The organism is Microbispora sp. NPDC046973 (assembly GCF_040644495.1).
Lineage (GTDB): Bacteria > Actinomycetota > Actinomycetes > Streptosporangiales > Streptosporangiaceae > Microbispora.
Genome location: NZ_JBEYWQ010000016.1, coordinates 86,457 through 110,482, shown reverse-complemented (window position 1 = coordinate 110,482; position 24,026 = coordinate 86,457). Strand labels below are relative to the sequence as shown.

At 64.8% G+C, this 24,026-nt stretch carries 28 protein-coding genes and 2 tRNA genes; 20 read left to right on the top strand and 10 right to left on the bottom strand.

Annotated features, from left to right (window positions below; translation table 11 throughout):
- Positions 1–183 precede the first annotated feature (183 nt).
- Complete coding sequence (locus tag ABZ860_RS27000) at positions 184–621, top strand: hypothetical protein (protein WP_357225137.1); 438 nt, start codon at positions 184–186, stop codon at positions 619–621.
- Between the two features lie 28 nt (positions 622–649).
- On the opposite strand, the gene ABZ860_RS26995 is transcribed toward ABZ860_RS27000, so the two are convergent.
- A complete protein-coding gene (locus ABZ860_RS26995) occupies positions 650–1,195 on the bottom strand; it encodes an AAA family ATPase (RefSeq protein ID WP_357225134.1) in 546 nt (181 codons plus the stop codon).
- Between the two features lie 940 nt (positions 1,196–2,135).
- Between ABZ860_RS26995 and ABZ860_RS26990 the strand changes: the two genes are divergently transcribed.
- Positions 2,136–2,678, top strand: a complete 543-nt coding sequence (locus ABZ860_RS26990; RefSeq protein WP_357225132.1) for a hypothetical protein — start codon at positions 2,136–2,138, stop codon at positions 2,676–2,678.
- 151 nt (positions 2,679–2,829) lie between these two features.
- Positions 2,830–3,363: a hypothetical protein gene (locus ABZ860_RS26985; protein ID WP_357225131.1), complete on the top strand. Its 534-nt coding sequence runs from the start codon at positions 2,830–2,832 to the stop codon at positions 3,361–3,363.
- Between the two features lie 662 nt (positions 3,364–4,025).
- Here ABZ860_RS26985 and ABZ860_RS26980 read toward each other — a convergent pair.
- The 3 genes from ABZ860_RS26980 to ABZ860_RS26970 form a co-directional block, all read right to left on the bottom strand.
- Positions 4,026–4,250, bottom strand: a complete 225-nt coding sequence (locus ABZ860_RS26980) for a DUF2283 domain-containing protein (RefSeq protein ID WP_357225128.1) — start codon at positions 4,248–4,250, stop codon at positions 4,026–4,028.
- A gap of 101 nt (positions 4,251–4,351) precedes the next feature.
- Positions 4,352–4,440: transfer RNA gene (locus tag ABZ860_RS26975), tRNA-OTHER, on the bottom strand.
- Between the two features lie 574 nt (positions 4,441–5,014).
- The gene (locus ABZ860_RS26970; RefSeq protein WP_357225126.1) at positions 5,015–5,653 is read right to left on the bottom strand and encodes a hypothetical protein; all 639 of its coding nucleotides are present in this window, start codon (positions 5,651–5,653) and stop codon (positions 5,015–5,017) included.
- A 94-nt stretch (positions 5,654–5,747) separates the two neighbouring features.
- Here ABZ860_RS26970 and ABZ860_RS26965 point away from each other — a divergent pair, with 94 nt between their 5' ends.
- From ABZ860_RS26965 to ABZ860_RS26950, 4 genes are all read left to right on the top strand, one after another.
- Positions 5,748–6,191 carry a hypothetical protein gene (locus tag ABZ860_RS26965; RefSeq protein ID WP_357225123.1) on the top strand — a complete coding sequence of 148 codons (444 nt, stop codon included), beginning with the start codon at positions 5,748–5,750 and terminating at the stop codon, positions 6,189–6,191.
- A 250-nt stretch (positions 6,192–6,441) separates the two neighbouring features.
- A complete protein-coding gene (locus ABZ860_RS26960) occupies positions 6,442–7,290 on the top strand; it encodes an HNH endonuclease (RefSeq protein ID WP_357225121.1) in 849 nt (282 codons plus the stop codon).
- Positions 7,291–7,908: 618 nt separating this feature from the next.
- Positions 7,909–9,012 carry an HNH endonuclease gene (locus tag ABZ860_RS26955; RefSeq protein WP_357225118.1) on the top strand — a complete coding sequence of 368 codons (1,104 nt, stop codon included), beginning with the start codon at positions 7,909–7,911 and terminating at the stop codon, positions 9,010–9,012.
- Positions 9,013–9,190: 178 nt separating this feature from the next.
- A complete protein-coding gene (locus ABZ860_RS26950; RefSeq protein ID WP_357225117.1) occupies positions 9,191–9,529 on the top strand; it encodes a HEAT repeat domain-containing protein in 339 nt (112 codons plus the stop codon).
- A gap of 2,383 nt (positions 9,530–11,912) precedes the next feature.
- Here ABZ860_RS26950 and ABZ860_RS26945 read toward each other — a convergent pair.
- On the bottom strand, positions 11,913–12,638 hold the full coding sequence (locus ABZ860_RS26945; RefSeq protein WP_357225114.1) for an XRE family transcriptional regulator: 726 nt from the start codon (positions 12,636–12,638) through the stop codon (positions 11,913–11,915).
- Positions 12,639–12,800: 162 nt separating this feature from the next.
- Here ABZ860_RS26945 and ABZ860_RS26940 point away from each other — a divergent pair, with 162 nt between their 5' ends.
- The 3 genes from ABZ860_RS26940 (at position 12,801) to ABZ860_RS26930 (ending at position 14,236) form a co-directional block, all read left to right on the top strand.
- On the top strand, positions 12,801–13,154 hold the full coding sequence (locus ABZ860_RS26940) for a hypothetical protein (protein WP_357225111.1): 354 nt from the start codon (positions 12,801–12,803) through the stop codon (positions 13,152–13,154).
- Positions 13,138–13,617, top strand: coding sequence for a GntR family transcriptional regulator (locus ABZ860_RS26935; protein ID WP_357225109.1), 480 nt, complete (start codon positions 13,138–13,140; stop codon positions 13,615–13,617). Before ABZ860_RS26940 ends, ABZ860_RS26935 begins: the two co-directional genes overlap by 17 nt.
- A gap of 67 nt (positions 13,618–13,684) precedes the next feature.
- Positions 13,685–14,236 carry an HD domain-containing protein gene (locus ABZ860_RS26930; RefSeq protein ID WP_357225107.1) on the top strand — a complete coding sequence of 184 codons (552 nt, stop codon included), beginning with the start codon at positions 13,685–13,687 and terminating at the stop codon, positions 14,234–14,236.
- Here ABZ860_RS26930 and ABZ860_RS26925 read toward each other — a convergent pair.
- Together ABZ860_RS26925 and ABZ860_RS26920 are read right to left on the bottom strand one after the other, a co-directional pair.
- On the bottom strand, positions 14,219–14,695 hold the full coding sequence (locus ABZ860_RS26925) for an NUDIX domain-containing protein (protein ID WP_357225105.1): 477 nt from the start codon (positions 14,693–14,695) through the stop codon (positions 14,219–14,221). The genes ABZ860_RS26930 and ABZ860_RS26925 overlap by 18 nt on opposite strands.
- Positions 14,696–14,697: 2 nt before the next feature.
- Positions 14,698–15,438: an XRE family transcriptional regulator gene (locus tag ABZ860_RS26920; RefSeq protein ID WP_357225103.1), complete on the bottom strand. Its 741-nt coding sequence runs from the start codon at positions 15,436–15,438 to the stop codon at positions 14,698–14,700.
- Positions 15,439–15,588: 150 nt separating this feature from the next.
- Between ABZ860_RS26920 and ABZ860_RS26915 the strand changes: the two genes are divergently transcribed.
- A complete protein-coding gene (locus ABZ860_RS26915; protein ID WP_357225100.1) occupies positions 15,589–15,807 on the top strand; it encodes a hypothetical protein in 219 nt (72 codons plus the stop codon).
- Between the two features lie 177 nt (positions 15,808–15,984).
- Here ABZ860_RS26915 and ABZ860_RS26910 read toward each other — a convergent pair whose 3' ends face one another.
- The gene (locus tag ABZ860_RS26910) at positions 15,985–16,341 is read right to left on the bottom strand and encodes a winged helix-turn-helix domain-containing protein (RefSeq protein WP_357225099.1); all 357 of its coding nucleotides are present in this window, start codon (positions 16,339–16,341) and stop codon (positions 15,985–15,987) included.
- Between the two features lie 151 nt (positions 16,342–16,492).
- Here ABZ860_RS26910 and ABZ860_RS26905 point away from each other — a divergent pair, with 151 nt between their 5' ends.
- The 9 genes from ABZ860_RS26905 (at position 16,493) to ABZ860_RS26865 (ending at position 22,838) form a co-directional block, all read left to right on the top strand.
- A complete protein-coding gene (locus ABZ860_RS26905; RefSeq protein WP_357225098.1) occupies positions 16,493–16,834 on the top strand; it encodes a hypothetical protein in 342 nt (113 codons plus the stop codon).
- Positions 16,827–18,179, top strand: coding sequence for an FtsK/SpoIIIE domain-containing protein (locus ABZ860_RS26900; RefSeq protein ID WP_357225096.1), 1,353 nt, complete (start codon positions 16,827–16,829; stop codon positions 18,177–18,179). Before ABZ860_RS26905 ends, ABZ860_RS26900 begins: the two co-directional genes overlap by 8 nt.
- Before the next feature lie 18 nt (positions 18,180–18,197).
- A complete protein-coding gene (locus ABZ860_RS26895) occupies positions 18,198–18,857 on the top strand; it encodes a DUF2637 domain-containing protein (RefSeq protein WP_357225094.1) in 660 nt (219 codons plus the stop codon).
- A gap of 17 nt (positions 18,858–18,874) precedes the next feature.
- Positions 18,875–19,234 carry a hypothetical protein gene (locus ABZ860_RS26890; protein ID WP_357225093.1) on the top strand — a complete coding sequence of 120 codons (360 nt, stop codon included), beginning with the start codon at positions 18,875–18,877 and terminating at the stop codon, positions 19,232–19,234.
- A 23-nt stretch (positions 19,235–19,257) separates the two neighbouring features.
- Positions 19,258–19,407, top strand: coding sequence for a hypothetical protein (locus ABZ860_RS26885; RefSeq protein WP_357225091.1), 150 nt, complete (start codon positions 19,258–19,260; stop codon positions 19,405–19,407).
- 97 nt (positions 19,408–19,504) lie between these two features.
- Positions 19,505–20,887 carry a replication initiator gene (locus ABZ860_RS26880; RefSeq protein ID WP_357225089.1) on the top strand — a complete coding sequence of 461 codons (1,383 nt, stop codon included), beginning with the start codon at positions 19,505–19,507 and terminating at the stop codon, positions 20,885–20,887.
- Positions 20,877–21,059, top strand: coding sequence for a helix-turn-helix domain-containing protein (locus ABZ860_RS26875; protein WP_357225087.1), 183 nt, complete (start codon positions 20,877–20,879; stop codon positions 21,057–21,059). The genes ABZ860_RS26880 and ABZ860_RS26875 overlap by 11 nt, the downstream gene beginning before the upstream one ends.
- A complete protein-coding gene (locus tag ABZ860_RS26870) occupies positions 21,059–22,312 on the top strand; it encodes a site-specific integrase (protein WP_357225084.1) in 1,254 nt (417 codons plus the stop codon). The genes ABZ860_RS26875 and ABZ860_RS26870 overlap by 1 nt, the downstream gene beginning before the upstream one ends.
- 343 nt (positions 22,313–22,655) lie before the next feature.
- The gene (locus tag ABZ860_RS26865) at positions 22,656–22,838 is read left to right on the top strand and encodes a hypothetical protein (protein WP_357225082.1); all 183 of its coding nucleotides are present in this window, start codon (positions 22,656–22,658) and stop codon (positions 22,836–22,838) included.
- A gap of 80 nt (positions 22,839–22,918) precedes the next feature.
- On the opposite strand, the gene ABZ860_RS26860 is transcribed toward ABZ860_RS26865, so the two are convergent.
- Positions 22,919–22,994, bottom strand: a tRNA-Thr gene (locus ABZ860_RS26860).
- Positions 22,995–23,044: 50 nt separating this feature from the next.
- Positions 23,045–24,004: a 23S rRNA (guanosine(2251)-2'-O)-methyltransferase RlmB gene (gene rlmB, locus ABZ860_RS26855; RefSeq protein WP_357225080.1), complete on the bottom strand. Its 960-nt coding sequence runs from the start codon at positions 24,002–24,004 to the stop codon at positions 23,045–23,047.
- Between the last annotated feature and the right edge of the window lie 22 nt (positions 24,005–24,026).

The window sequence follows — 24,026 nt, the reverse complement described above, 5'->3', positions numbered from 1 at the left end:
CGGCCGTCGGCGAAGGCGGGATCGAGGCCAGGGGCCTGCACGACTCCCGCACGACGGTATTCACCCGGGTATCCCGCGGCGCACGGCCACAATGGCGAAGTGACCGATTCCAGAGGCGTCTCAGGCTTACCGGCGGCGGTGACCGTATGCGCGTACGCGGCGGCCGTACTCACGCTTACATGGATGACCGAAGAGGGTCATCTCGGCGATTCCATGTATGGAGTGCTGACCATGGTCCTGATGGCCTTCCCGCTCTCCCTTGTCGGTACTTCTCTGTACGGCGTGCTGAAAGACGCAATCGTCGGGCAGAGGCACGATGACCCCGCCTACGGCTGGAACTACCACTACGCCTGGGATTACGTCCTGATGGCCTGGCCGGGGATCGTCACGGCCATCGCCCTGATGCTCCTGCTGAGGCGGCGGCGGACCCGTTCGGCGGGCCAGGTCGTCGGCTGGGCGCTGACGGCGGTCGTCACCTTGACCGGCGTGATGATCACCTTCGACGAGTGGGCGCCCCGCCGGCCGTACGGCTGGCCGTTCCTCGTGTACGGGCTGGTCATGGTCATCGGGCTGATCGCCGTACACAGGTCCGCCCGGAAAACGGCTGTCGGCGGGGCGTGACGTGCCCCTTCCCGTGATCTGCGGCGATTCAACGCGCGCGCCCTGAGCGTATCTGTTCCGCCAGCTCGGTCACGTCCACGACCTGGGTGGTGTCCACACGGTGGACGGGGCCGAGGGCGAGTGGGCTGGCTTGACGCGCCCATTCCTCCCACTGCTGATCATCAACGTGGGAGTCACGGTGGATGGGGTGCCGGTCAGCGGACCGTTTCTCGTATCGCCGGCGAGCGAGGGTCACAGGGATGTCGCACCACACCTCGTGGACGGCGGTGACGTCGGCTTTCTGCATACCGGCGAGAACGATCGGCCGCATATGCGCGAGCCACGGGCTTTCGAGCACCGCACCGCATGTGGTGTCGGCGAGGAGCGCCCAGAGGGTTTCGCTTGCTGCGGCGCCCAGTTTCTGGCTCCATCGCCGGTCGGCCAGACCTGGTGGTGGGGTGACGCCGAGTATGTCGGCGAGGGTTTCCTTGATGCGGTCCTTGCTGAGAAGGGGGAGGCCGAGAGCATGGGCGAGGGCCTTGGCGAGGGTTGTCTTACCCGAGCCGGGCAGGCCGTTCACGAGCACGACGAGCATTCGCCGATGGTAGGTCATGGCTCGTAGGTAGAAGCGGCCCAAGCCGTCCTCGGCCGAGACCGGCCATGTCCTCGGGTGCATCCGAAACCGCGTGTCAGCGTGGAAGATCTGTGGGGAAAGTTTCAGCCCTTGTCCGGTATGGCCGCAGGTCACCTCGTCGGGGAACGACGGCGGGTAAACGTGACCTGTACTGATATCACCCGCGCTGCAATGCTCCGCAGTGGAAGTTCGGCACGACATCCACCGCAAGGAGAGTAAGTGCGGAAAATCAGAGCTTTAGCCGTCGCCGGCGCTTTGGTCAGTGGGCTGGCAGTCGTCGCGAACGCCGTCCCCGCGCATGCCGATACGCTTCGTAACGTCTACTACTCCTCGTCCGACTGCTATCGGTATGGGGACTACGGCGTCCAGAACCACCTTTGGACCTGGTATCACTGTGATTACCAGTACAACCTATGGTTCCTTTACAGCGTCCCGTAGAAGGTCCTCCACTGTCGCGACCGGATCCAACCGGCTCGGGTTCACTGGTCGCCGGACGCAACGTGATGCTCATCGTTGGCCTTCTGCCACCCATCAAGCCCAGAGGAGCGCCGGTGGCGACGGAGGACGGTGCTGTACCGACACCAGAGGCCCCTTCCCGATCACGGGAAGGGGCCTCTGGGCTGGAGCCGCCTTGGGGAATCGAACCCCAGACTGTCTGTTCGCACGGAGAATCGGGGATGTCCAGAGGCGCACACCACTGCCACTGGGGCCTTGGTCACGGGTGCCTCTGACTGTTGCCGAGTCCACCGGCTTCCACGATCGTCCACGGCCGTTGTCAGCACTCGTGTCAGCGAGATCCTTCCTGTGACCCCTTCGGTGTGGCGGGTCGGACGGTCAGGCCGTCTCGGCCTGGCAAGCCTGTTACAGGTCAGTCCCAAGTCGGCGAAACCATGCTGGCCTAATGGACCTGACCGACGCTGTTGAGGCGCTCACCACGACCGTGACCCCGGGTCGCCGCATGCCGGGAAAGATCGGTATGGGCATCCTCCTGATCTGCTGGCTCACGCTCGGCGTGCTGCCGTTCGTGACCGCGGTGCCGGATTTCCGGCTCGCGACCGGGAAGATCGGCACTTCTGGCGCCCTCACCGTCGTCTCCTGCGCCTCCCTCGGCCAGGGACGGTATGACTGCAGGGGCAGGTTCGTCCCCGACGGCGGTGGAGACGCGGTCATGGTGGCCGCATCGCCCGACTCAGAAGTGGGGGACGTGACGCGGGCCCAGCTCACCCCTGAGGGGGATCAGGCGCTACCGTCCGGCACGAAGGGGGTCCTGCGGGCCATGACGCTCCCTGCCACCGGCCTCGGCGCGCTAGCCTTCCTGCCCTACGTCGTGCTGTACGTCTTCAGAGCCAGGCGGGGGCGCAAGACCGCCGTAATCGCGGGATCGGCGGTCACCGCCCTGTCCCTGGTACTGATCGTGATCGGCATGGTCGCCGCTTACTCCTGACCGGCCTGACCGGGCGACGAGGTCCGGCAAGAAGGTACTTTCAAAAGGTCCCGCTACCTCGCCTCGGCGCACCCAGCTGGCGCAACCGCTCATCCTTGCGCCTCTTGTTGTCTCACGATCTTGTCGGTGGCGGCGTTTACGCTTCCCGTTCATGAGCAACGATGAGACCCGCACTGTACGTCTGACAGTCGAAGTCGCTGACTGTGGCATCGCCGGGCTGCAGGACAAGGAACTGGACGGGTATGCCGATACACCAGCCCAGTCCGTTGGGTTCATCGAGGTCGAGAAGGGCTGGGTCACCCTTCACATCACCCATCAGTGTGGGCCGGCCGACTTCACTGTGACGATCGCCGACCGGGATCCCGGGGCAGATCTCGCTACCTATGAGGACATCGTGGAAATCGGCTTTGTGTCCATGTCAGGCGAAGTGGAGATGAGCGGGTACACCTTCGACGAGGCTGTGATGCATCCCCTTCCTCCTCTTCCGGGCGGGCCTGGAACCTACCGCATTCGGTATCACGTCAAGAACATGGATTGGGAAGGCGGGGGGGATGACGGCGTCGATAACCACTACCTTCAGATCTGGCCCGCCCCCCTTGAGGACCCCATTGTCGTCAAGGCCACGAGTGACATGTCTGAGTACTTTCTAGATCGAGAGAATTTCACGCGCAACCGAGGATTGTGAGCACGCGCCAGCCCATCCACACATCGGGCAGGCAACGGTCTGAGTCAGGCTTCTGGTGCGCAGCAACGTCCGAGACATGTCTCGCCGCCTCAACCGGCGCGCCGCAAGTTGCCCGGTCCTGATCACCTCGTACGCCGTCGACCCACCGCATAGCGGCAGCGGGCCGAGGACCGGAGGCGCAAGGCCGGCCTCGCGTGTACGTCAACCTGGTCGCGGTTCCCCGGTCATCGGATGCCATCGGTCACGGCCGGCCTTGAGCCGGAGGAGCCGGTCTGCTGGGCTTGCCTGAGTCGATGGCGGGCGAGGCGATCAGGCTCCCCAGCCACCCACGAACCCCGGCTCGCGCGCCGTGATCACCTCGGAGCCGGAGATCCCCCGCCGGAGGCGAAGAAAGACCTCAGCCATCTGCGGCGCTTCCGCGTGGCCGCGGCGGTCGGCGTCGTGCTCGTCCTGGTGGTCGCGCTTCCTGCGAGCGTCATGCGTCTGCCGGGGATCGGGCGCGGCTGGCGTCGGCGCGGACGGGACCGGCCCGAAGAGGCCGCACGCCCGGCCGCGTCCGGACGCGCCGCGCCACCGCCGCCCGGCACGGGCGGCGACTTGAACCCGTACGGCAACTCGATCAGAAATTCCGCCTGAGCCCTACCACTGTCAGACGCGCTCTCCTACCTGTGATCGTCTTCTTTGTCGCCCCGTTCGCCTGGCCACGTGGCGAGGATCTCGATACCGATCACCCTGCCGTTCTCGTCCAGGTCCAGGTTCACCATCGGCCTGTCCACGGTCACCGTTTCAGCGACACCGCCGGGCGGAATCGGGCCGTGCAGGTAAACGTATGCCGCTCCGGCTTCGGGATCGTATGTCCACGTGCCCGGGTGCTCTTCCAAGGTCATCTGGTCTCCTGTCAGCAGGGGTGTCAGCCAGATCCCAAGATTGTCCAGACAAGCAAAGGCCCCTGACCGCGATGACGCTGATCAGGGGCCTTCCGTACGAGAGCCGCCTTGGGGAATCGAACCCCAGACCTTCTGTTTACAAGGGAAGGGCAGACGCCTCGTCGGCAGCATTCCGGCCCGCTGAAGCGGCAGTCACGGGCCGGTGCTGTACGCCTCCGTAAGCCAGCGTTGCTGTAAGAGTTGCTGTACAGCAACCGGCTCTGCACGGATCCGCCTTCGATATGAAGCCAACCAGTGACCACCTCGAGTTGCCGCATCTGGCCTATGCATCAACATCCAGCGTCACTACTGACCGACACTGTTCGCCGAGCATCGCCTTGGTTGTCACTCAGTCACTCACGTCGAGCGGGCTGAGGGCTACTTCTCTAGAGCTGCGCACGATGGGAGCATCTACGGGCGGAAACAAATAGCGGTAGAGTTATACGAGCAGGGAGAAAAGGAACATTCGTCGACTGAGTATGCTCACCGGCCTCGCACGAGATACTGTTTATCGAGCTCTTGACGCCTACGGCATCCAATGGAGGGTCCAAGGGGAAGCAGATAAGCCCCAGCGCCGCCGGCATAGATAGTAGTGATGAGCCTCACAGAGAGAGCAGCATCTCGTTCGTGGATGTTCGCCGGCGTTCGTGGCGGTTGTCACTCAGGTTGCCGTACGAGCAGCGACCAAGCCTGGTCACTGCCCAGGCTTGGTCGTTTCAGGCGGGCTACTTAGTTTCCGACACGGTTGAGACTCGGCCGTCAACGAATGCCATGGTGCCATCCGCTAGCTCACTTACCAAGGTGGCATAAAGGCTTCCATCTTCGGCAGCCTCTCGCATCTGGTTCACAACTTCCTCGGTCGGCTTGGGGCCTAACTGAGGAGCAAGAGTGAACGGCTCCTGATGGGCAACAACTGAGCACCAACCAGCATCGTTAGCCAGTGGGATACGTCCAATTAGGACAGTCCCCATGGAAGTTCTTCCCGGCCAACTGGAAAGATTTATCTCAGGCTTCTCGATAAACACATTAAAATGCACTGGATGGGCGCGTTCTGTGATGTTAATTCGCTTCACATCATGCGTGTCGGGCAGCGTGATTGTGGCTACAGCTCCGGGCTGGATAATTAGCAATGCGCGGGTGAAACCTATCGCAATCTCGCTAGGTCGATTCCAGAGGACTCTCTGCTTCTTGTCCACTTTCAGGTGCCATTGCCCAGACTCATGTAGGCTAATATGTGCCTGAGTGACGCTTTCACGCTCTAAGAACAGTTCGGGCCTGCGTGCACCGGATCGGACTCGCCACCAGCGCGAACGCTGGCCGGCAACCTCGATCCCGAAGTGAAGGTCAGGGCTGTGTTGGTTCATAGGATAGATAGTAGACCTTTGGAGCTGTCGCCGTCGCACGGTTTTTCTTATAAGCCGGCGGGGCTCGTTATAGGCCTGGATTGAAGAGGGTTGTATGAACGGTCTCCCCGATGATGTGGTCGCGGCGGTGGGCCGCATTACCATCGCAGCCGGTGATCTCGAACTGGTCCTTGCATGGATTGGTGCCAGTCAGGCTGACGGTAACGCATTTAAGATCTTGGCCAAGCCGGGCGAGCCGCTCCGGGCCGCTCGCCGCTCCATTGAGGTTGCCGCGCCGGCCTATCGGGATGCGTTCCTACCTGTTGTAGAGAAAGCCGCTGACCTCCTGGCTCGGCGCCATACTGTGGTCCATGCAATGTGGGTTAACGACGATCCGGGTCAAGGGTGGGAGTTACTTCATTACAAGAGTTATGTACGGCATCCGGCTGATCCCCAGACACTGGATGAGCTGGCGCGCCAGCTCATGGAGATCAGAAACCAGCTAGTGCGGATCGTGACGGCGCAAATCAACAACCGTCCGGCACCCGCAATCACTTGATCCCTAGGACGTTCATGTAGGCCTTTCTACAGGTCAGCGGCGCTCGAAAGGGCGAGAGCAAGGTGCGCCTGTGCTGTCGCTCGGGCCGTACGCATGGCGGGGTCCCGACTGGTCCGCAGGTCTGATCAGCGACAGACCCAGTCGGTCTGCACAAGGTGGCTGGCAGACTGCTATGTCAAGCACTAGCCGTCCACCCTAAGTGCATCTATTCTCAACGGAGAGCGATGCATGAACCAAGGGATGAGGTCACATGGGACGGCAGCGCAAGTACTCAGACAGCACTCTGGCGGCGCTCTACTCTCTGGCACAAGGAACCTGCTACTGGCCGAGTCCTCCGTGTACTGAGCCAATTGTCAAGATGATTGACGGAGTACCTGAGTTAAACGTGGAAAAAGCTCATATCTATGCAGCGAACCCGGGAGGTGCACGAGAAAACGAGCAGATGACGGAAGACGAACTGGATGACTTCCCTAACATCATTCTCCTCTGTCGACCGCATCACAAGCGGATTGATGGTCGAAGACGCGACCTCTACCCCCCTGAGCTGCTCCAAGAGTGGAAGGCAAAACGGGAAGGTCCTGGTCTGTCCGCTCTAGACGGCTTGGGCAGACTGACCGAGGATCGCCTTAGAGAAATCCTCGTTGATGCTCACGAGTCGATAGCCGAACGAATGCATGAAGCAATCGAACGGTTCGAGGCAACAGACGCAGAAGCAGCGGCACTCTTACGTGCCCTGATTGATGAGCTGGCGGAAGCACGGCTTGAGGCGATGGGTTTAGATCCCGATCTGGTTACCATGCTGAGCAGTTCCTCCGACCAACTCATCACCTTGGGTGATTATGCTCCACTGCTTGCGTCAGCCGCCGAGGATTTAAAGCACCTCCCCGACGTCGTGCCTCTTCTGGCGGAGACGTCAAGGGATCTCCACGGATTAACGGATACGGTAAGTCTGCTCTCCGACCTGGCTAAAGAGCTCCCCGGCGAGACAACGATCGCGCAACTGGCAAGCGCAGCCTACACCCTGCAAAATCTTCCCGAGACGGTTGCTCACCTAGAGAGTGTCGTAGAGCAACTGCGATGGATTCAGGGGAACATGTAGTGACCTAATATTGCTTCAACCGAAGGGGAGTGCCACCGCATGGCAGGTAGAACTTTTCGGGATATACCGGAGGATCCAGATCTAGTAGCACTTCCCGGACATTTGACCTCGCTATGCTTGAAGCTAGATCCGAAATACCATGCTCGCTGTACGGGCGAAGTTTATCTAACGAAGCCACTGGACGGGCGTAGCTATGCACGTTGTGAATGCCCGCGATGCAACCATCCTGACATCCGACCTAGGAGATTGAAAGGAGGGGAAGAGGCGCGCTTACCTGTCGACGAAGAGACGATTGAGAACGTTAGTCATCATCTCGAGGCACGGAAATTCATCAAACAGCTAGGGCACCTCGCACCGCGGGGTCGTGATGGAGTTACCCTCCTCCACCGGCCACTGCTCCTTCTGTGGCTTCTAGGAAGAGTGGCTAATGGACAGCCAAGGCTCACCCGGTGGCGAGAGGTAAGAGAAGCGTTCAAAGAACTCGCAGCCAAGTATGGCAACGGAGCGGGCCCCGACGCGGCCGTCTATCCCTTCTGGGTCCTGCACGCTACTGATCACTTGTGGGAGATTTCACCCGCAGACAAGCTGACTCTAACCTCAGGGCGCAGACGTCCCACTTTGTCGTCACTGGATGCAATTGATCCAGCAGCCGGCTTTCCACCGGTCATTCACAACCTGCTCTCCACGCAGACCGACGTCCTCGCACAAGCTGCTGCACTTGTGCTAGTCCGGTTCTTCAATCCCATTGCGGATGACTTCTTGCAAGCTACGGGACTCCACGAGATCCTTGCCGGTCGTGAGATGGAAGCGCTCCTCCCCATACCTGGAAGCGTAAACTACAGCAACCGCACAACTTTATGGGAAGCTCACGGCGGGCAGAGAGTTTCTGGCATCGGACCGCTGGAAGACGGACTGATGTGCGTCTTCGCGGATGAGGAGGGACCTCACGCAGACCGTCGCATCCCTGATACCAACTTGATTGAGTACCGAGGTGATGGCCTGGTCGGTCATCAGCGCATGACAGGCGGAAATCAGCAACTCGCTAACTACCAAGCCGAGCAACGCGCGATCCGGTACTGGCATAAACCACTCGGCGGCGATTGGGAATTTGAAAGCTGGGCGGTAATTGTGGAGCGGCGCTATGTCTGGGGAAAGGACACCAAGAAGAACTGGCGCCGAGAGTACGCCTGGGTTCTAGCGCCAGTACCCTCTCCGTTTCGCGACACTTGGCCCGCCGAGGTTCTGGCGCTCTTAGCTGAAGACACCCACCAGACACGCGATGACACGCTCGGCACAGAGGCGCCTGTTGCAGCTAATCCCTCTGATGCTCGCGAGCGCTACCAGCGCCTCTGCGCCTCGGTCGAGTCACGCGAGCGCCAGAACAGCGGACGCTCTACCCGTACTGTCACCGAGCGATACTTCCGATCAGCGCAGGCCCGTCTTGCAGTGCTTCTTCGTGCTGATGGACGATGTGAGAACCCGAAGTGCGCAGGTCAGCCTAACGACGTGACAGACAAGGGCGACCCCATTCTTGAAGTGGACCATGTTAACGAGTTAGCCCGAGGCGGGCGTGACCACCCGAGTACTATGATCGCACTCTGCCCGAACTGTCATGCAATCAAGACACGAGGCAGTACGCGGCGCGCTCTCCAAAAAGAGCTACTGGGTGTAGCTCGGGGACTGCATCTACAATTATCCACGCGAGAGGTGCTTGGCCTGTAGGCCGGGTACAAATTCAGCGTGCCCCCTACCTGCGACAACGGCGCACAAGCCATCGCCGACCTGCGGGACCGCTTCCGTTGGTTGCCATCGCTTGCCACCGGTTTCCGCTGCGATGCGCCCCCGATGTGCCCCGAGGCGCGTCCCCATGCGGGCTGTTTTCAGCGGTACCCTCAGCCTCGTGATCAAGCGGTTTCAGGACGCCATGCACCTGATGCGCCGAAGCGATCCGCAGAAGCAGGAAGACGGCTTTCACAGCCTTCGGCCCTACGCAGCGGATCACGTTGCGGAGCTGATCGACGAGTTCCGGGCGGAGCACGAAGACCGCGGCCTGCGGTGCTGGTTGCTGGAGCTGATCGCTGAAGCTCGGTCTCCGGAAGCGCTTCCGTTGCTGACTGAGGTGGCCCAGTCCGAGGATGAGCCATTACGAGACTGCGCACTGCGAGCCTTGACCCTCCTGGGTACCAAGGAAGCCCGCCAAGTGTTATGGCGTGAGCGGGCGAATCGGCCGATGAGGTGAGCTAGAACCTCTTCCTTATCAGGGAACGGCAATGGGCCTTCGAACTGGTCTTACATGCTCTTACCTGCGGGGCACCGTCTGCTGCTGTCCACCAGCGTCCAGGGTCGTCCGTCGGCGTTGTCACGCAGTTGGTCACGCACGAGGAACCAGTCAGTAGTCTTTCTGAGATGGACTGGATGCCATTACTAAGCACGGTACTTGGTGCCGCGATTGGCGTCGGCGCGACGCTTGTCGCTGACTTGACACGGGCGAGTCGCAGCCAACGAGAAGGCGACCGTGCTAGTAAACGTCAGGCATATGGGGACTACCTTGCAGCACTGTCTCTGACGCGGCATAACCTTCGAGTCGCCGCTCGGTCTTCGGTGGCATCCGTTGACGATAGGGCTCGCCTGGCTTTTGATGCGTTCAAGGATGCCAAAGCGTATGAGATGCGGTACCAGGTTGCACTGGTCGCACCAGACCAAGTCATCGAGGCGTCCACCTCTGCATTCAATGCTCTGAGAAGCCTGCGTGATCTAGTGGAAGGCGGAGGAGGGACGCACGACGACCCGGCCTACCGTGCCGCTCAGGATCAGTGGGCGAACCGATTTGCCGAGCTGCGCCATCGCATGCGGAGCGACCTAGATCGCAAGAGACGCCGAAAGACAGTCGCGATCGACGTCCGTCAGCACACAGTGCATAGCAAAGCCGTAGGTAGAGCCCATCACAGCACCGAGGATCATACGTCGTAGGTCTGATCCGCCACCTGGGCTGAACTGCAATGATCGCCAGGCTCATGGGCTGAGCTGGGCTTTCTACGTTCGACGGTTCTCATCGTTTCGCGCTGCTTTTCGCGCTCGTGGGCCCTGCTTGCGCCCTTTGCGGCTCGACGATCTAGACCGATTGGCACGTCTCTCACCCCGAAAGTTGTCAGTGCCTTGCTCTAGCCTGCATCACATCAGTCTGTGCCCGGAGGGAAGTCGTGAAGCCGAGCGAGCTGCGTCGCAAGTCTCAAAAGTGCTCCTGTCGACTGTGCTTCTACTGCGACGACCCCCTGGAGCGGCACGAGCATGATCACTTTCCGGTCCCGAAGTCGGCGGGCGGTACGAGAGTTGTAGCGACATGCCTCGACTGCCACGACTATAAGGATCGCATCCCCGTCTACAAGTGGGACCTGGCCGCTTTGTGGGCCGCGCACATGGAGCTGTTCAAGGGGTTGGACCCGTCTCGATACAAGGGCCTGTACGGGGATGATCTGATAGATGCCTTGTGGGAAGACTCGTTACTGAGCGAGACGGAAGTCATGGCCCGGTGGAAGTCGCTCACTCCCATCGCCAGGGTTCTCTATGCGAGAATCCGGGCGCTGCGTGAGGTAGACATGCGATAAGATCGCTGTGCGTTCCGGAGTTTCGGGAACGCCGGAACGTCGCGCAGTTTGGCAGCGCACTTGACTGGGGGTCAAGGGGTCGTGTGTGCCACTATGCCCTGCGCCATTCGTTGCGCGATCCCGCACGCTCGCCTTGTCCTGATCTCTCGTCTGCCGTCGACCCATCGCGAAGCGACAGCGGGCCGGGGACGGAAGGTCAAGCCCTGCCTCGCGTGTACCTGCTCCCGGTGACCTTCCTCGCGCGCTGGTTGTCCTGCCGGCGCGGCTGGGCTTGACCTGGAGGAGCCGGGCTGCTGGGCTTGCCTGGATCGATGGCAGACGAGAGATCAGGACTTCCAGTCCAGCCAGCTACGGCGCCAGCTCGCGGCCCCCTCTCGGAGTCGGAGGCCCCGGGGTTTGGGGCAGCGCCCCAAGGTCCTGTCTCTCGCACCTTCCGCCCCGTCCCCTCTCCGCTCCTTCTTCTCTCCCCTCGTCTGCCAGCGTCGCCCCTCTTGGTCTCCGGGTTCTTCGGCTCTGGTGGTGCCGCTCGTGGCCAACGGCCCGTTCACCACTTGGGGAGAGAGATCACTTCTCGCACATTGCCGCTTGCCGCCACCGGTTGAACACCCGCGCCGCTTGTCGGCGCGGGGTGCGCGCCGCCTGCCGGCGGGACCGGCCGGAGAGCCGCAGCCCGCCGGCAGGGCGGGCGCGCGGCCCAGCGGTAGACACAACCTGTGTCCGCGTGCCTTCCCCTCTGGGAGTGCGGGCCGTGATGGCTTCTGGCCGCGCTGTGCCTCCCACCGGCGTTCGACCCCCTCACGGTGTCACTGGAAGACAGCTCAGGAAACAGCCTCCTCCTCTGCCGATCCCTTCTCCGGCGGGCCCTCCTCCTTGGTGGCCCGCCTTCTGTCTCGGATCGTCGAGCCTGCCACCCCCTCGCGCATCCTCCCCGCGGCGCCTTCGCTCCCCCTCCCACCGCGCCCCCGCCGAAGGCGGCTTGATAGCGAGAAGAAAAGTAGCTTCCTGCAGCGAGACCGATCAGCGAAACGGTTGGGCGACGGCCCAGATACGTTCGAGGCTGGTGTGGTAGACGGCTGTGCTGTCTTCGTCCTTGGTGGCCGTGAGATACAGCACGGGGGCCTGGGCCGCTGCGGTGCCGTAGGCATGGACGTTTACCAGTAACTCGGTGTCGGCCCGGTAGATGGAGTTGTAGAGGGTCGTGCGGTGGAGGCGGATTTCTACGCCGTCGACTTCCTGGAGCGGCCGGTACAGCATGAGGGCATTGCGTACTCGGGCGGCCATGACGTCGGCTCCGATGCCTTCTTCGGCTCCTCGGGCGGCTACCTCGGGACTGTCCGGATCGCCGAGAAGGATGCGGATCTTCACGCCTGCCTCGGCTCTGCTGGCGAGCAGGCGGATCATGCCGGTGTCCTCGGCGAGGAACAGGCTGCTGTAGGTCAGGATGTCGATCTCGCGGCTTGCGCCCTGGAAGAGCCGCCGCCAGATGTTCTGCGGTACGGCCCAGCGGTGGGGATAGACGGCTTTCACTTCGTGGGAAATGGTTCGCCGCAGTTGGGCGACGTCGGGCCACAGATCGCCTTCGTCCAGTTGAAGCATGTCGGCCAGTGCCCAGCGGTGGCGGGGGTAGGGGACGCGGCCTTTGAGCCAGCGGTCGACCGTCTTGGGGTCCACTTCGAGGGCGGCGGCGACGTCGACGGTTCCGAGTCTGGCCCGGGCAAGGGCATGGCGCAGGGTGTCGCTCACGGGGGTGTACCTCCTGGGGCGGCGGCTCTGCCTGCGACGTTAACACGAGACGTCCCTAGACGTCCCTTAGTCGCGGTGTAGAGGTTCCCCCGCCTCGGCGGAAGCTCGTTCGGCATGGGCGCGATGAACGCGCCCACCCAAGCCGAAAGGAGCGTGTCAGGCATGGAACAACTGCGGCCGGTTCAGAAGCGGCAGCGCGAGTATCAGGAACAGCTCTTGACGGAGCTGCGGGATGAGTTGGCACAGCGCGGGATCACGGCGGTCCTGATCGTGGATGAAAAGAACCGGCCAGCCCTGGACGTGACCGACAGTCGGCTACGGCCCCGCCGGGTCTACGTCCACCTGGCGTTCTTGTGGTTCTACTGGGGCGACCAGCACGACGAGCGGGTTTCGTGCCTGCGCCTGCTGCCGGCGGCCGACCGGATCGAGAAGGCGGCGCGCGAGGGCTGGCGCGAGGGCGAACAGGGAGAGCTCGGTATCGACCTGACGAAGATTCTCGATGCGCACCGCTCCTGAACGGCGCAAGGCATGGCTGACCGGGCAGCGAGTCTCCGGCAAGCTAACTGAGCGGCTGCGCGAGCGGATCACGACAGGTGTCTATCCGGCGGGCCGGGCGCTGCCCTCGGAGACCGCTCTGACGGCGGAGTTCCGCGTTGCCCGCAACACAGTGCGTCGTGCGTTGCGGACCTTGGAGGCAGAGGGGTTGATCGTGACGGTCCCCTCGAAGGGGCGGCTCGTGCAAGGCGCTGACGCGCCGGTCGATGCCTCATACCGTTACCAGCTCATCGCCCGCGAGCTGCGGCGGCGGATCGAGCGGGGCGACCTCGGTCCCGGAGACCTGCTGCCCAGCGAAGCGGAACTTCGCTGGCTGTACGAGGCGTCGCGCAACACCGTACGGCAGGCATTCGCGGAGCTGGAGCGCGAAGGGCTGATCGTGTCCCGGCAGGGCAAGGGCCGGTTCGTCCGCTTTGATGAGTAGGACGTCCTAGGACGTCTGGGTTGGTGCCCTAGGTCTTGCGGGGGCGGGTGCACCTATCGTCTGTCCCGTGGGACAGACTGCGTGGGCGCGGGACCTGGCCGAACGACTCCTAGCCAGGCCGCTGCCTCGGCGCTGGGCGCACACCGAGGGGGTGGCGGCGCGGGCCGTGTCGCTGAACCCGATCTTCGGAGAGGAAACCGACACGCTGACCGCTGCCGCCTACCTTCATGACATCGGCTACTCCCCTGAGCTGGTCGACACCGGGTTTCACCCCCTCGACGGCGCTCGCTACCTGCGTGATGTGGCGGGCGCCGACGAGCGACTATGTCGTCTGGTCGCCCATCACTCCTGCGCCGTGAACGAGGCCACCGAACGTGACCTATACGACGCCTTGACCAAGGAGTTCGCCCCGGAGCGGCGAGAGCTGGCCGACGCGCTGACCTACTGCGACATGACCACCGGTCCCGACGGCCGACACCTCGGTGTACACGAGCGGCTAGCCGAGATCCATTCCCGGTACGGTCCTGATCACCTGGTCAGCCGCTCGATCACTACTTCGACACCCTGCATCCTTGCCGCGGTTCGGGCGGTGGAGGCGGCGCTAACCGATGTGCGGTAGCCCGATGCCAGTGAGGTAGTGGCCGATCCGCAGGGCCATTGAGCGGTCCATCGGCAGCGCCTCGACCTGGTCGCGGGGCACCCAACGGACTTCGCGAGACTCGTCGCTGGGGGTGGGTTCGCCGCTGACGGCCTGTGCGGTGAGGACGATGGAGAACTCTTGCCGGGCCTCGCCGTTGGAGGTGTAGAGGATCACGTGGCGGGGGTCGGTGTAGGTACCGACAAGGCCGGTGATCTCGCACAACACGCCGGTCTCTTCGAGGGTCTCCCTTATGGCGGCCTGGGGGAGGGATTCGCCGAGGTCGATGGCACCACCGGGGACGGCCCAGTTGTCATTGTCGCTGCGGCGGATCATGAGGATGTCCCCGGCGTCGTTGGTGACGACGACGTTGACGGACGGAACCAGGCTGTTCGCCTGGGGAGCATCAGGGTCGTCGTAGTAGTCGATCCGGCGGGCCACGATCACGACCCTACCGACGTGGCCTGCTCCCAGACCCGTTCGAAGCTGTCGACGTAGGTGGTGACCATGTCCCCGCCTAACACCTTCCGTAGGTGCAGGACCGGGGCGTTGCCGGCGGGCACGCCGTACACGTGGGTGTTGACGAGAAGCTGATCGTCCCCGCGGTAGATGGAGTTGTACAGCACCGTGCGATGGAGCCGGATCTCCACCCCGTCCAGGCCGCGGATGGGACGGTAGAGGACGAGGACGTTGCGGATCTTGGCCGCCATGCCGTCGTCAATGCCCTCGTCGGCACCGCGCTGGGCGACCTCGGGACTGTCGGGATCACCGAGCAGGATGCGCACCCTCACTCCGGCTGCGGCCTTCTCGCCGAGCATGCGCACAATGCCGGCGTCGTCGGCGAGGAACAGGCCGCTGTAGACCAGGACACCGATTTCCTGCGTGGCGGACGCGAACAGACGTCCCCAGGCGTCCCGGGGAACGGCCCAGCGGTGCGGGTAGACGGTGACGATCTCGCTCTCGGACGCTGAGGCGACTTGTTCCCGGGTCAACGCCTCAGGCCACAGGTAACTCTCGTCCATCCCCAGGTGAGCGGCGACGGCGTACCTGTGCTTTCGGTACGGTGCGCGGCCTTTGGTGATCCAGCGTTCGACGGTCTTGGGGTCCACCTGGATCGCGGTCGCCAGCTCACTGATGCTTACCCCGCGTTCCAGAAGGGCCGCGCGTAGTCGCTCGTTGGCCATCTCACCTGCCGCGTCAGGACGTCCAGGGACGTGGCAATCGTAGACGGGACGTCTTGAACATGTCCCGTCGTGTAGTGATCTCGTCCTGCCCTTCCGTCGCACTCTCGGTGTCACAACGCACCACTACCTGCGACGGAAGGAGAACAGACCATGACAGACACCACCATCACCCATCCGGAGGAGGTGCCCGGCTGCGAGTGCGGGGCGCTGCTCGAGGAAGGGCAGACCCGCTGCGGCAAGTGCATCGCTCGTGACCGCTGGGCACGCCGTCAGGTCGCCCGCCGCCGGGCCGCCCGGCGTCGCGCCATCACCCGCCGTCCCCCGCGCGGCCCGCTCGGCGCCGCAGTCCTGGGGGTGATCTGGTCGTGAGCGCGCTGCCTCTGATCATCGCCCTGGCCCTGGCCGCGGTTGTGGCCGTCGGCTACGTGACGGTCCTGGTCGGCATCCGGCGGGAGGACAAGGCCATGTTCCGGGGCGAAGCCTCGGGCGATGCGTCAGCCCGGCTGGCCCGCCACGTCACCGGGTTAAAGGTCCGGAACGGCGGTCCTAACTCTCGGATCGCTGAGACAAGGTCGCTTCGACCCGTGCCAGGCGTTCCGACAGGTCCTGTACGGCGGTGCGTAGCGCGATGACCTCGCTCGCCAAGTCGCCCGCCGGCCCCGGCTCGACGTGTGGGACGTCTTCCCGGACAAACACGCCCTTGCCCTGCTGGCCGATGACCAGGCCCTCGGTGCGCAAGATTCCGACCGCGAGTTTCACGACGCTGAGCGAGGCGTCGTACTGCTCGGCGAGCTGGGTGGTCGACGGCAACGGCGCGCCGGGCGGCAGAGACCCGCCGCGGATCTGCTCACGCAGATCGTCGGCGATCTGGAGGTAACCGGGTCGTCCCGTCTTCCTCACCATTCGCGTCCCTTGCCCAGTCTCAGCCGCAGATCTTGCCCAGTCTCATCCGATCCCATCTCAGCACAACACGACGACCAAGCCAACCGAGAAGACATTGACAACCATGCCAACCTAGTTAACTATGTTGGCATCGAGCTAAGGAGGTTCACACATGCGCACCATTCCGATCCCGGTCGACGTGACCAAGCTCCAGTTCGTCTGCGTCCGCGCACCCCGCCCGCGCGTCCTCAACCAGGACACCGGCGAGATCAAGACCGACAAGAACGGCAACACCGTCTACGAGATCGTCCTGTCGGTGGAGGACGAGTTCGGCCGGATCGAACTCGTCAAGGTCGGCACCTCCGGCGAACCCCAGGTCACCGCCGGGCAGGACGTCACCCCGGTCGGCCTGGTCGGGTACGTCTGGGAGATGTCCCGGGGTGGCGAGGCCCGCTGGGGCATCAGCTACCGGGCCGCCTCGATCGTCCCGGCGGGGGTGTCCGCCCATGCGTGACGCCCTGGTGGTGCTGCTCGCGGGCCTGGCCGCTTCGGTGGCCGGCCTGTGGGCCTGGCACCGCTACCACTTCCGCTCCTTCTGGCTGCTCGTCGGCTTCCCCCTCGTCGCGGTCACCGTCCGGGCGACCTGGCGCAAGGTGGCCCTCGGATGCGGGCTGACCAAGAAGCGGCAACGCTGGTGGTTCACCACCGTCCCCGGCGCGATCGCCTCCACCGGGATCGTCAAGGTACGGCGGCGCTTCCAGCGCGTCGCGGTCGACACCAAGCCGTTCATGTGGCTACCCCGCCCGACCCGGCACGGCTGGCGCGTCACCGTCCACACCCTCGAAGGGCAGATCCCCGCCGACTACGCCCAGGCGGCCGAACGGCTCGCACACTCCTGGGGTGTGCATGCTGTACGGATCTCGTCCCCTCGTCCCGGCCGGGTCGTCCTGGCCGCCACCGTGCGAGACCCACTCGTCCGGCTCGACCACATACCGGCCTCGGGCGACCTCCTCACCGTCCAAGTGGGGCGGCTGGAAACCGGCGGCCTCTGGACGATCGACTTCCGCACGGTGCCGCACTGGATCAACGCGGGCGCCACCCAATCGGGCAAGTCCAACCTCGCCAACGCCCTGCTCGTCGGCCTCGCTCCGCAACCGGTCGCCCTGGTCGGCATCGACCTCAAAGGCGGCGTCGAGTTCACCCCATACGCGCCCCGGCTGTCGGCCCTGGCCACCACGCGGACCGAGAGCGTCACCCTGCTGGATGACCTGATGGCCGTGATGGTCGACCGGATGGGGCTGTGCCGTACGGCCGGCGCACGCAACATCTGGCAACTCCCGCCCGGCGTGCGACCGCTCCCGGTCGTGGTGCTGGTCGACGAGCTGGCCGAGCTGTACCTGATGGCCGACAAGTCCGAGAAAGACGAAATCGCCCACACCTCGACCGCGCTGCTGCGCATCGCCCAGCTCGGGCGGGCGTTCGGCATCTACCTGTTCCTGTCCGGCCAGCGGATCGGCTCCGACCTCGGACCCGGCGTCACCGCGCTTCGCGCCCAGTGCTCCGGGCGGATCTGCCACCGGGTCAACGACCCGGAAACCGCCACCATGACCCTCGGCGACCTCGACCCCGCCGCCCTGGTCTCCGCCCGCGCCATCCCCGCCGAGACCCCCGGTGTCGCAATCGTCGCCCATCAGGACGGCCAGTGGTACCGCGCCCGCTCCTTCCACGTCTCCGAGCAGACCGCAGAACACACCGCCCGGCACTGGTCCCGGCTCACTCCCACGTGGTCCGAGATCGCCCAGCCCGGCCGCGTCACCGGCCTTGATGAGGTCGCGCTGTCCGAGTTGTTGTCCGCCTGATCACGAAAGGGGGTAACGATGCGACGCCTCGCCTCATGGCTTCTCGACACCGGGCCGGTTCTCGTCCTGGCCGCCATCGCGGGTGCCGGATCGTTCACCCACATCCGCGAGACCGCCACCGACCACGGACAGACCGGCTGGATGTCGTGGGCCGTGGCCGTCTGCGTCGACCTCACCTGCGTCATGGCCGCCCGCGAACGCCAGCGGGACAAGAAGACCGGCCGGCAACGCAACGGGTGGGTGTCCTGGCCGACGCTCGTTCTGGCCGGCGGGATCGTGTTGTCCCTGGCCGCCAACCTGCACCAAGCCGAGCCGACCGTGTGGGGCTGGTTGACGGCGGCCACTCCCGCCGGGGCGTTCCTTATCGCCGTCTCGATGCTCGAACGCCGCGCCGCCGCCCCTCGTCCCGCACCGTCCGCGCCCGTCCTGACCGTCGATGCCGTCCCGTCCTCACCGACCCCCGCTCCGGCGCTCGTCCCCGCCACCGAGGACGGGCAAGACGGCGAGCCGGGACCATCCCCGGCTCTGGTCGACTACGCCCGCCGCGTGGCCGACGAGCACCAGGCCAAGCACGGCAAACCGATCACCCGCGACCTGCTACGCGCCCGCCTCGGCGTGTCCAACCAGCTCGCCTCCGACCTGCTCCGCAGCCTCCGCACCGCATCCGAACCCGCCTGACGAAAGGAGATCAGCCCATGAACGACGACCACCGTTCCGCACTCATCGCCGGGCTCCGCGCCCTGGCCGACTTCCTGGAGGCCAACCCGGCCGTCCCCGTCCCACGCTCGGTCAACGTCCTGCACTTCCCACAGCGCGGCAGCGACGCCGAGATGCGCGCGGAGGTGGATCAGGTCGCCGACCTGCTCGGCGCTCCGATCGATCCGCTTGACCAGAAGTTCGGCCACTACGGCGCTTCGGTCCGCTTCGGCCCGGTGGAGTACAAGGCCGTGGCCATCCTCGCTGCCCGCCGCGCCGAGCACGAGGCGCACATGAGCTACGAGGGCTGCGTCCAGCCCGACCCCATCCCCAACGCGAGCGCGGCCCAAGCCGCCTGACCACGAAAGGAGGTCACACACCCATGCCCGACACCGAGCAGGCTCCGCCCGCCACGCCTGCGACTCCGGCGCCGATCACGCCGCGCCGGTGGCAGTGCTGCCACTGCGGTGGAGGCGGTCTCGACTCCTACGGCGAGACCTGCCGCCACTGTGACGGGCTCGGCTTCTGCTGAACCACGTCAGCGCCCCCGGCCTGGCCGTACATCCGCCAAGACGCCTGCCAGGTCGGGGGCCATCCCTCCACCCATCGAGTGAAAGGAGGTCTCCATCTTGCCCGTAACATCCGCCAACGCGCACGCCATCCGCGGCGCCATCGCCCGACTCAACGACCCCAACTGCTCCCGCTTCGCCTCCCAGATCCGCCACACGGGCGGCTGCCGGCAGCCGATCCACCTGCGTGGCAAGGTCGAACACTGGGACAAAGCCACCGGGACCCTGCTGCACCGCTACAGCACCCGCCTCGAACCCGACGGCGTCCTGCGCGTCCCGTGCAAGACCCGCCGCGCCTCCCGCTGCCCGGCCTGCGCGGAGACCTACCGGGCCGACACCTACCACCTCATCCGCGCCGGCCTCGTCGGCGGCAAAGGCGTCCCCGCGTCGGTGACGGCACACCCGTGCCTGTTCGTCACCCTCACCGCGCCGTCGTTCGGCCCGGTCCACACCCGCAGGCAGCACAACGGGAGCGTCCTGCCCTGCCACCCCCGCCGCGACGCCGAGACCTGCCCGCACGGGCGCGTCCAGTCCTGCACCGCCCGGCACGGGACCGACGATGACCGCCTCGGCGAGCCGCTGTGCCCCGACTGCTACGACTACACCGGCGCAGTCCTGTTCAACGCGGTCGCGCCGCTACTGTGGAAGCGCTTCACCGACGCCCTTCGCCGACACCTGGCCAAGCTCGGTGGCCTGACCCTCCGCGACATGCGGGACCAGCTCGTCGTCTCCTTCGCCAAGGTCGCCGAATACCAGCGCCGCGGCATCGTTCACCTGCACGCCGTCATCCGCCTCGACGGCCCGGCCGGACCCATCTCCCCGCCCCCTGCCTGGGTCACGCTCGACCTGCTCACCCAGGCCGTAGAGCACGCCGCCTCCGTGGTCACCGCCAAGGTGCCCTCGTACGACGGCCACCCGGAACGGGTGCTGCGATGGGGCACGCAACTCGACGCCCGCCCGATCACCTTGGACGGCGAGCTGACCGACCAGGCCGTAGCCGGGTATGTGGCCAAGTACGCCACCAAGGCCGCTGAATCCGTCGGCACCATCGACCGGCGCATCGTCCCCGGCGAGGACCTGGCCGCCCTACCCGTCCGCGACCACGCCCGGCGGCTTATCGCCGAATCCCTCCGCCTCGGCGCCTTCGAGGAACTGGCCGAGTTCCGGTTGATCCACTGGGCGCACATGCTCGGCTTCCGCGGCCACTTCTCCACCCGATCCCGCCGCTACTCCACCACCCTCCGCGAGATTCGGGCGGAGAGAGAACGCTTCGTTCACACCGAAGAGATCGCCCACGGGCGCCTACCCCTCCTCGACGAAGACACCGTCCTTGTCATCAGCGAATGGGAGTACGCCGGAAAGGGCTACTCGTCCGGTGACGCCCTCGTCGCTGCGCTGGACGGCGCTCAGCTCCACGGCTCTGGGGGTCCTCATGACCTCTGAGCTACTCACCGTGCCTGAAGCGATGGCCGTGCTCAAAGTCAGCCGATGGACGCTCTACTGCCTCATCCGCTCGGGTGAACTGCCTTCGGTGCTCGTGAACGTCCGTTGCCGTCGCATCCCCGCCGCCGCTCTCGATGCCTACGTGACCCGTCTCTGCGAGGAGGCCGCCTGATGGGCAAGCGCGCCAACGGCGAGGGCTCCGTCTTTCCGTACAAGGACGGGTGGGCGGGCTACGTCTGGGTCACCACGCCGGAAGGCAAGCGGACCCGTAAATGGGCGTACGGCAAGACCCGCGAGGAGACCCACGAGAAGTGGCTCAAGCTCCACGAACTGGCCGGCAAGGGACCGGTGCCGACGAAGCACCCCACCGTGGCCGCATACCTGACCCAGTGGCTCGCCGAGGTCGTGAAGCCCAACCGCGAGCCGACGACCTACGTTGCGTATGAGCCGCTCGTGCGGCTATACATCATCCCCGCCCTCGGAAAGAAGCGGCTTGACAAGCTCACCGTCCGCGACGTACAGACGTGGCTCAACAGCCTGACGACGCTCTGCACCTGCTGTGACCAGAAGAAGGATCACAAACGGCCTGAGTCCAAGCGGCGGTGCTGTTCAAAGGGGCAGTGCTGCGAGAGCTACCCGTCTCGGAGCACGATCACCGGTATCCGCAGCGTCCTGCGTGCCGCGCTGGGCAACGCCATACGAGAAGAACTGATCTCGAAGAACGTCGCAGCGCTGGCCACACTCCCGACGAAGGCGAAAACCAAGAGCAAGCGCAGGAAGCGTCACGCCATCTGGAGCGCCGATGAGGCCCGGCGGTTCCTGGAGTACGTGAAAGGCAAGGACGATCCGCTCTACGCCGCGTACGTGCTCATCCTCGGCCTCGGCCTGCGACGCGGCGAGGTGCTGGGGCTGGTCTGGGACAGCGTCGATTTCGAGAACTCCGAGCTGTGGATCAATCACCAGCTCACTCGGGTCAGCGGTCAACTACTTCACCGCGACACCACGAAGACGGAGGACTCCGAGAACTCCCTTCCTCTCATCGGCCTCTGCGTCTCCGCGCTGAAGCACCGGCAACGGGTACAGGAGGACGCGCGGAAAGAGGCCGGCGAGAAGTGGAAGGACTCAGACCTCGTCTTCACCACGAAATTCGGCACGCCGATCGAACCGCGGAACTTCAACCGCTCGTTTGACCTCCACTGCGCCGGGGCCGACGTCCCTAGGATTCGCGTTCACGACACCCGGCACACCTGCGCCTCGCTCCTGGCCGCGCTCGACGTTCACCCTCGCGTCGCGATGCGCATCCTGCGCCACTCGCAGATCTCGCTAACCATGAACGTCTACACGCAGATCCCCTCGCCGACTACCCGCAAGGCCCTCGACCGCCTGAGCCAAAACCTTGATCGTAATCAGGCTTCAGAGGCGTAGCTACATAACTGTCTTATAACTTCTCCAGCGCCAGGGAGGCTCGGGTCGTGACGATTAAACCATCGAATGCACTTCTGAGCTGGGCAAATGTATGTTTGCTTACAATGCCAAAAGAGCAGCTCGGAATGCAAAGGACCTTCACATCCCTTAGCGCTCCTACGAAATATCGAGCCACACCGTTAGCTTCCCTTAGGGAACTGCGGTTTGTCTGCGCCGAGAAAGCCGACCGTTCTTGCTCTAGTCTTTGGGCAACGCGCGCCCCGAGCTGAGGGATATCTCGCCAAAGATCTTCACCCCAAGCTCGGAGCGCGCTTCAAGTCGCCCACTACAAGGAGACTCGACAGTGCCGACAGTACCGCCACCACCACATGCCGTGGTAGCCGCTTTCATCCTGGCAGGCCTTGCGATCGGTCTAGCTCTGATCGGCTTCCGAGCAACCGACATCAGCCAGATCATTAGTCAGGTCACGGCGCTGGTAGCGCTGTACGTCGCCAAGCAAGGCCCGGCCACCTCTACCCTCTCCTGACAGCTGAGTACGTTGCTGTACGGCCCTGCTGTACAGACGGCGAGAGGCCCCTTCCCTGTCGCGGGAAGGGGCCTCTGAGCTGGAGCCGCCTTGGGGAATCGAACCCCAGACCTTCTGTTTACAAGACAGATGCTCTGCCGATTGAGCTAAGGCGGCCTGTTACCAGACGAGTTTAGTGGGCCCAGGGCCGTACCGTCACGGTGAAATCACCGGCGACGGTGACGGGCGACCTCGTAGAGGGCGATCCCGGCGGCCACACCGGCGTTCAGCGACTCGGCGGCGGCGTTCATGGGGATGCGGGCGATCTGGTCGCACGCCTCCCTGACCAGGCGGGACAGGCCCTTGCCCTCCGAGCCGACGACCACGACGAGCGGTTCGCTCGCGAGCTCGACGTCCGCGATGTCCACGGTGGCCGTGCCGTCGAGGCCGACCACGAACAGGCCCTCTTCCCGGTACGCCTGGAGGGTCTGGGTGAGGTTCGACGCGCGGGCGACGGGGAGGGTCGCGAGGGTGCCGGCCGAGGTCTTCCACGCGCCGGCCGTGACGCCCGCCGAACGGCGGGACGGCACGAGCAGCCCGTGCGCGCCGAAGGCGGTCGCCGAGCGCGCGATGGCGCCGAGGTTGCGCGGGTCGGTCACGCCGTCCAGGGCGACGATCAACGGCACTTCCGCGGCGTCCCTGGCCCGCTCCACGAGCTGCTCGGGGTGCGCGTAGTCGTACGGCGGGACCTGCAGGCCGATGCCCTGGTGGACGGTGCTCTCGGTCAGCCGGTCGAGCTTGTCCCTGCTGACCTCCAGCAGCGCGATGCCACGGTCAGCCGCGATCTTGATGGCCTCGCGCACGCGGTCGTCGTTGTCGACCCGCTGCGCCACGTACAGCGCGTTCGCGGGGACCCCCGCACGCAGCGCCTCGACCACGGGGTTGCGGCCGCCGATGACCTCAGGAGCGTCCTCCCGGCGCGTACGGCTCGGCGCACGCGAGGGAGAACCCCCGCCGCCCCGGGACTCGCGCTCGATCCGCTCGGCGCGGGCCTTGTCCTTGTACCAGTGCCGCATGTGCGCGGGTGGCGTCGCTCCCTTGCCTTCCAGGGAGCGCCTGACCTTGCCACCCGAGCCCTTCGCCGGCCCCTGCTTCTTCGACGGCTTCCCTGAAGCCCTACCCGCCATGGTCTCTAGCGTAGGGCCACGC

Excerpts from the sequence above, each read along its gene's own strand:
- ABZ860_RS26870 (WP_357225084.1), top strand. The coding sequence starts at position 21,059 with ATGGGCAAGCGCGCCAACGGCGAGGGCTCCGTCTTTCCGTACAAGGAC.
- ABZ860_RS26980 (WP_357225128.1), bottom strand. The coding sequence starts at position 4,250 with ATGACCTTGGAAGAGCACCCGGGCACGTGGACATACGATCCCGAAGCC.
- ABZ860_RS26970 (WP_357225126.1), bottom strand. The coding sequence starts at position 5,653 with ATGAACCAACACAGCCCTGACCTTCACTTCGGGATCGAGGTTGCCGGC.
- rlmB (WP_357225080.1), bottom strand. The coding sequence starts at position 24,004 with ATGGCGGGTAGGGCTTCAGGGAAGCCGTCGAAGAAGCAGGGGCCGGCG.
- ABZ860_RS26885 (WP_357225091.1), top strand. The coding sequence starts at position 19,258 with ATGCCCGACACCGAGCAGGCTCCGCCCGCCACGCCTGCGACTCCGGCG.
- ABZ860_RS26990 (WP_357225132.1), top strand. The coding sequence starts at position 2,136 with ATGGACCTGACCGACGCTGTTGAGGCGCTCACCACGACCGTGACCCCG.
- ABZ860_RS26940 (WP_357225111.1), top strand. The coding sequence starts at position 12,801 with ATGGAACAACTGCGGCCGGTTCAGAAGCGGCAGCGCGAGTATCAGGAA.
- ABZ860_RS27000 (WP_357225137.1), top strand. The coding sequence starts at position 184 with ATGACCGAAGAGGGTCATCTCGGCGATTCCATGTATGGAGTGCTGACC.
- ABZ860_RS26920 (WP_357225103.1), bottom strand. The coding sequence starts at position 15,438 with ATGGCCAACGAGCGACTACGCGCGGCCCTTCTGGAACGCGGGGTAAGC.
- ABZ860_RS26935 (WP_357225109.1), top strand. The coding sequence starts at position 13,138 with ATGCGCACCGCTCCTGAACGGCGCAAGGCATGGCTGACCGGGCAGCGA.
- ABZ860_RS26985 (WP_357225131.1), top strand. The coding sequence starts at position 2,830 with ATGAGCAACGATGAGACCCGCACTGTACGTCTGACAGTCGAAGTCGCT.
- ABZ860_RS26900 (WP_357225096.1), top strand. The coding sequence starts at position 16,827 with ATGCGTGACGCCCTGGTGGTGCTGCTCGCGGGCCTGGCCGCTTCGGTG.
- ABZ860_RS26895 (WP_357225094.1), top strand. The coding sequence starts at position 18,198 with ATGCGACGCCTCGCCTCATGGCTTCTCGACACCGGGCCGGTTCTCGTC.
- ABZ860_RS26965 (WP_357225123.1), top strand. The coding sequence starts at position 5,748 with ATGAACGGTCTCCCCGATGATGTGGTCGCGGCGGTGGGCCGCATTACC.
- ABZ860_RS26905 (WP_357225098.1), top strand. The coding sequence starts at position 16,493 with ATGCGCACCATTCCGATCCCGGTCGACGTGACCAAGCTCCAGTTCGTC.
- ABZ860_RS26890 (WP_357225093.1), top strand. The coding sequence starts at position 18,875 with ATGAACGACGACCACCGTTCCGCACTCATCGCCGGGCTCCGCGCCCTG.
- ABZ860_RS26915 (WP_357225100.1), top strand. The coding sequence starts at position 15,589 with ATGACAGACACCACCATCACCCATCCGGAGGAGGTGCCCGGCTGCGAG.
- ABZ860_RS26995 (WP_357225134.1), bottom strand. The coding sequence starts at position 1,195 with ATGCTCGTCGTGCTCGTGAACGGCCTGCCCGGCTCGGGTAAGACAACC.
- ABZ860_RS26910 (WP_357225099.1), bottom strand. The coding sequence starts at position 16,341 with ATGGTGAGGAAGACGGGACGACCCGGTTACCTCCAGATCGCCGACGAT.
- ABZ860_RS26960 (WP_357225121.1), top strand. The coding sequence starts at position 6,442 with ATGGGACGGCAGCGCAAGTACTCAGACAGCACTCTGGCGGCGCTCTAC.
- ABZ860_RS26875 (WP_357225087.1), top strand. The coding sequence starts at position 20,877 with ATGACCTCTGAGCTACTCACCGTGCCTGAAGCGATGGCCGTGCTCAAA.